Origin of the sequence: Devosia sp. (assembly GCF_017307565.1) — a bacterium.
In the GTDB taxonomy this organism is placed as follows: Bacteria; Pseudomonadota; Alphaproteobacteria; order Rhizobiales; family Devosiaceae; genus Devosia.
Map to the genome: position 1 here is coordinate 1 of NZ_JAFKHD010000270.1, position 2,681 is coordinate 2,681.

4 protein-coding genes are annotated in these 2,681 nt (G+C 60.9%); 3 read left to right on the forward strand and 1 reads right to left on the reverse strand.

Annotation, left to right across the window (positions count from 1 at the left end; translation table 11 throughout):
* Nucleotides 1-1,028, reverse strand: a 1,028-nt coding sequence (locus J0I64_RS08475) for a PAS domain-containing protein (RefSeq protein ID WP_291407149.1), incomplete at its 3' end; no start/stop codon positions are given.
* 177 nt (nucleotides 1,029-1,205) lie between these two features.
* Here J0I64_RS08475 and leuD point away from each other — a divergent pair.
* The 3 genes from leuD to J0I64_RS08490 are packed head-to-tail and all read left to right on the forward strand — an operon-like array spanning nucleotide 1,206 to nucleotide 2,647.
* Nucleotides 1,206-1,811 carry a 3-isopropylmalate dehydratase small subunit gene (gene leuD / locus J0I64_RS08480; RefSeq protein ID WP_291407150.1) on the forward strand — a complete coding sequence of 202 codons (606 nt, stop codon included), beginning with the start codon at nucleotides 1,206-1,208 and terminating at the stop codon, nucleotides 1,809-1,811.
* A 7-nt stretch (nucleotides 1,812-1,818) separates the two neighbouring features.
* Nucleotides 1,819-2,247: an N-acetyltransferase gene (locus J0I64_RS08485; protein WP_291407151.1), complete on the forward strand. Its 429-nt coding sequence runs from the start codon at nucleotides 1,819-1,821 to the stop codon at nucleotides 2,245-2,247.
* A gap of 4 nt (nucleotides 2,248-2,251) precedes the next feature.
* Nucleotides 2,252-2,647: a RidA family protein gene (locus J0I64_RS08490; RefSeq protein WP_291407152.1), complete on the forward strand. Its 396-nt coding sequence runs from the start codon at nucleotides 2,252-2,254 to the stop codon at nucleotides 2,645-2,647.
* The last annotated feature ends 34 nt before the right edge of the window (nucleotides 2,648-2,681 follow it).

A 2,681-nucleotide genomic window follows, 5' to 3' on the forward strand; every position in this document is an offset into this window, starting at 1 on the left:
AGTTTGCCGGTAAGGGTGCTGTGAAAGATGACGCCGCCCTTGGTAAGGGCGCGCGTCAGGCGCTCCGCCGTGCTGCGTCGGGCCACCTCGATGATCGGCGCCGTCGCTTCCTCGATGCGCATGATGGTCGAGGCGGAAATGCCCGATTGCTCGGCGAGCACCGGAATGGTCCAGCCGAGCAAGTTGCGCGCGGCGCGAAGGAGCGGGCCGTTGAGCAGTTCTTCACTCGCAGCGGCGCTGGCTTCCAGGCCGCCACGCCCCGGTTCGACCAGCGTTGTCAGGCCCAGCCACTCGACCATTTCGCCCGCTTCGTTGAGCACCGGCTGGCGCACCGTGCGCATGGGAACATATTGGCCCGGTGCCCGCTCCACCCGCACTTCTGAAACGCCGGCCTCGGCGTGGTCGAGATTGGCAAGGGCCTGGGCACGGTCGTCGGGATGAACCGCGGCAAACCAACTCTCCATGGTGAAGAGCGAGGTAGACCGCAGATCAGCATTCCGCGATTGCCGGGCCCGCTCGATGAGCCGGCCATTGGGCGAGCTGAACCATGCAAGGTCGACATCGAGCCGATCGAGCACAGCACACAACCTCTGACGCATGAGAGACAGGTTCTTGCGCAAACTGTCTTCTTCCGAGCGGTCGAGCGCACAGATGATCCAGCCAACGGGTCGACGGGCTTCGTCGACGAGCCGTTCGAAACGCATCTCCAGGTGGCGCACCACGCCATCGGGCCGGACCAGCCGCAGAAAGCGCTCCACGGGCAAGGTATCGCGCATCAACATGTGAAAGCTCTCGACCAACCTTCGGCGGTCGTCGGGATGGGTATGGGTCTCGATAAACTCGATCGTGATCGGCTCGCCCGCATGTTCGGGTGTACCCGCCAGAATATGCAGACCTTCAGAGGCTCGCACCTTGCCATCGGCGAAGTGGAGCGTGAAAAAGCCGACGCCTGCCATGGTCTCGAGCGCCCGCAAAACCTGTCGCGATGTTAACTGGAAGGCCTTTTTCTGACCAGATTCAGCCGTCAACGGCACTGATCCATGCATCGCCCACCCCCCGGAACTTCGGTCTCAATCAGCCGAATAGGCAAACAGGAGTAGACACCGGGAATTGCTGCGGTCAAGCGCGCCGAACGCTTTCGGCGCCAGCCGACTTGACCCCGACCCCGGTTTGGCCCAAAGACCCTCGCAAAGCGAGGTTTTCCGATGGAAAAATTCACCACACTGACGGGTGTCGCAGCGCCGCTGCCGATCATCAATATCGACACCGATATGATCATCCCCAAGCAGTATCTCAAGACCATCAAGCGCACCGGCCTCGGCACGGCTCTGTTTTCTGAGATGCGCTACAATGAAGACGGTTCGGAAAATCCCGAATTCGTGCTCAACAAGCCGGCTTATCGCCAAGCCAAGATCATCATCGCCGGTGACAATTTCGGCTGCGGTTCCAGCCGCGAGCACGCCCCCTGGGCGCTGGCCGACTTCGGCATTCGCTGCGTGATCTCCACCAGCTTCGCCGACATTTTCTATAACAACTGCTTCAAGAACGGCATCTTGCCGCTGGTCGTTTCGGCCGAGCAGCTGAAGCTCCTTCTCGACGACGCCGATCGGGGCTCGAACGCGACGCTCACCGTCGATCTCGAAGCCCAGACCATCAAGGGTCCGGACGGCGGCACGCTGCACTTCGACATCGACCCGGCCCGCAAGCACATCCTGCTCGAAGGTCTCGACGATATCGCCGGCACGCTGAAGTCCGATCCCGCCATTTCGTCCTTCGAGGGCAAGATGGCCTCCGAGCGCCCCTGGCTCTAGGACCCAAATGGCCGAAATCGCCTATGAACCGGAATTGCAGCCCGAAAGCCGGGCTGCAATCGTTGAAGGCCTGATGGCGTTCAATGCCAGTAAAACGGCAGATTTCGATGGGCCCGTCGCAACGATCGGGTTTACGCTGACCAATCCAGAAACCGGCATGGTGGATGGGGGCCTAACCGCCCGCATCGGCTATGCATGGATGTTCGTCGAACTGCTGTTTGTGCCCGAGCGTCTGCGCGGGCAGGGCATTGGCCGCGAACTGATGCTCAAGGCCGAAGCCGTAGCCCGCGAAAAGGGTTGCGTCGGCAGCAGGCTCGACACCTTTTCCTTTCAGGCGCGCGGCTTCTACGAAAAGCTCGGCTATAGCGTTTTTGGCGAGATCACCGATTGCCCACCCGGCCACAGCCGGTTTTTCCTTCACAAGCAACTGAGCTGACAAAATGGTCCAACGCGTCTCTACCGGTTCGCCTTTCGAAGCGACCTTTGGCTATTCCCGCGCCGTCCGCCACGAGGACACCGTCTATGTGTCGGGCACCACGGGCTATGATTACGCGGTCATGAAGATGCCCGAGAGCGTTGGCGACCAGGCGAGGAATGCCCTTGCCACCATCGATAAGGCGCTCAAGGAAGCCGGTTCGTCTATTCAGGACACGGTTCGCGTTGTTTATTACGTCGGCGACCGCTCCTATGTGGACGAAGTCGTTGCAGCCGTCGGCCCGGTCTTCAAGGACATCCGTCCTGCGGCTTCCATGCTCATCGTTGCAATGATCGAGGAAGGCATGAAGGTAGAGATCGAAGTGACCGCGCGCATCGGGGCTGCAACCAGCCACGCCTGAGCCGAAGGCAGGGTCAAAAGTTCGACAGCGCTCC

What these genes read in the sequence shown, in the direction of transcription:
- leuD (WP_291407150.1), top strand. Translation starts at nt 1,206, where the DNA reads ATGGAAAAATTCACCACACTGACGGGTGTCGCAGCGCCGCTGCCGATC.
- J0I64_RS08485 (WP_291407151.1), top strand. Translation starts at nt 1,819, where the DNA reads ATGGCCGAAATCGCCTATGAACCGGAATTGCAGCCCGAAAGCCGGGCT.
- J0I64_RS08490 (WP_291407152.1), top strand. Translation starts at nt 2,252, where the DNA reads ATGGTCCAACGCGTCTCTACCGGTTCGCCTTTCGAAGCGACCTTTGGC.